Source organism: Aeromonas sp. JL9, assembly GCF_024436075.1.
GTDB lineage: Bacteria > Pseudomonadota > Gammaproteobacteria > Enterobacterales > Aeromonadaceae > Aeromonas > Aeromonas veronii.
In genome coordinates this window covers 1-1,856 of record NZ_JANFNV010000068.1, presented here as the reverse complement: position 1 = coordinate 1,856, position 1,856 = coordinate 1, and the positions used below count along the sequence as shown (strand labels likewise).

At 55.3% G+C, this 1,856-nt stretch carries 2 protein-coding genes and 1 pseudogene; all 3 read right to left on the bottom strand.

Features of this window, described 5'->3' with window-relative positions; genetic code table 11:
• A pseudogene (locus NOM06_RS20755) lies at positions 1-115 on the bottom strand (IS5/IS1182 family transposase); the annotation flags it as partial.
• A gap of 143 nt (positions 116-258) precedes the next feature.
• A complete protein-coding gene (locus NOM06_RS20750) occupies positions 259-1,062 on the bottom strand; it encodes a PhzF family phenazine biosynthesis protein (protein WP_255913026.1) in 804 nt (267 codons plus the stop codon).
• Positions 1,063-1,450: 388 nt separating this feature from the next.
• Positions 1,451-1,856 (bottom strand): IS5 family transposase (locus tag NOM06_RS20745; RefSeq protein ID WP_255913025.1); only part of this gene is annotated, 406 nt, incomplete at its 5' end.

Genomic DNA, 1,856 nt, shown 5'->3' with positions numbered 1-1,856 from the left:
GGTGAAACCAGTTGCTCATGGCCTCGGCATCAACCCAGAAGGTGAGTGAACCACGGTTAATCAAAGACTTGTTGTATTTAGGCCAGTTGGTGATGGGGTGAAGCGACGTGCCCATGATGCAGACTTGAAGAGGGTGGTGGTGATCAGATCACCGAGTCCTCAGTTAGTTCCATTCAAGCGGCATCGATTTGGGCAACAACGCCCCATGACTACTTAAATTAGGCTATGTCGCTCAGAACGAGGGGATAAGGGTATCGGCTATGCCAAGGGCTGCAACCACTCACCCTGCCACAGGGTCAGCGCCAGCCCCGCCATCAGCACTCGCTCTCCCTGCAACTCCAGCCTGAGATCCCCACCCCGTGACGAGAGCTGGCGGGCCCGCAGTTGCTGTTTGCCAAGCCGTTCAGCCCAGAAGGGCATCAAGGCACAGTGGTTGGAGCCAGTCACCGGATCTTCTTCCACCCCGACCCAGGGGGCAAAATAGCGGGAGACGAAATCATCCTCCGGGCGACTCGATGGAGCCGTCACTATCAGACCGCGACCGGGCAATGTACGCAGGGTGTGGAAATCGGGCGAAATCGCTCGCACCTCCTCTTCACTGGCCAGCTCAAACAAGAACTTGGCACCTGCCGCCATTGTCTGCACTGGCTGGCAGCCGAGGGCGACTGCATAGGCTGGATCCAGCGCTAGAGGAGTGAGTGGGATGCATGGGAAATCGAGCCAGATCCACTCCTCTTCGCGCCGGGCCAACAGTACACCGCTAAGGGTCTCGAAGCGAATTATGTCGTGCGCCGCCACCGCCCCCGTCTGCCACAGCACATGGGCTGCTGCCAGGGTGCCGTGGCCACAAAGCTCCACCTCGATCTTGGGAGTAAACCAGCGCAATTGGTAATGGGCATAACCAAGGGGGGTCAGAAAGGCAGTCTCCGAGAGGTTGAACTCAGCCGCCATGGTCTGTAGGACGGCATCCGGCAAGGCCAGCCCCAACCCCACCACTGCCGGGTTGCCGCCAAAGGGTTCCCGGCTGAAGGCATTGACATGAAACAATCTGATGGTCGACATTCACGATTCCTGTGTGATCAATTCGGGACTAATTCGTGGCTGTTTGCATATGCAGGATCTTTATGCATATTCCGGTCGAAAATGAGCACCTATTCCGATTGAAAATGAACGCTGATTCCGGCTTGCATTTACACCGATTCCCGAGGAGTTTTCAAGGTTTTTGTCGCACAAAACACTTCTGAGAGCTATCGATTGATTACAGCTACTATTTCGGTTCAACCGCAGCTGGATGCTGTAACACATTGAATTTGCACCCACTCATTAATAGTGACGCTCTTGATTCGAAAGTGTAACACCCAGTCCCAGCAAAGATCCTTCTGAATTGGTCAGCGGGGCATTGTTTCACAAATCAGCCAGCAGTCATGACTTCCCCTCCCCCTGGTGACCGTTACACTCGGGGCTTTCTGACAGGCATGCCCAGTGTATTCAGCTTGTTTATGGCGCTGACATACGCCATGACTTCTCCCACTTGGCCGTTGTAGTGACGCAGACTGATTTTTCCCGCCAGCAACTGCTTGAACCGATACATTGCCGTCTCTGCCAGCGAGCGACGGTGATACCCCGATATCTTCTTCCAGTGCCCCAGCCCTTCCTTGCGCATTACCAGCACTGCCTCATTTCTTGGATGCCCCTTTTTCCAGAGTCCAGCGTTCTTGCGAGGCGGGATACAGGCTGTCGCCCCTTTGCACGAGATAAGCTGATGGCTGGCTTTGCTGTCATAGGCGCCATCCGCATAAACATGTCCCAGCTTACGCCGCAGTGGATTGAGCAAGGTCGGCAGCACCTCTGCATCA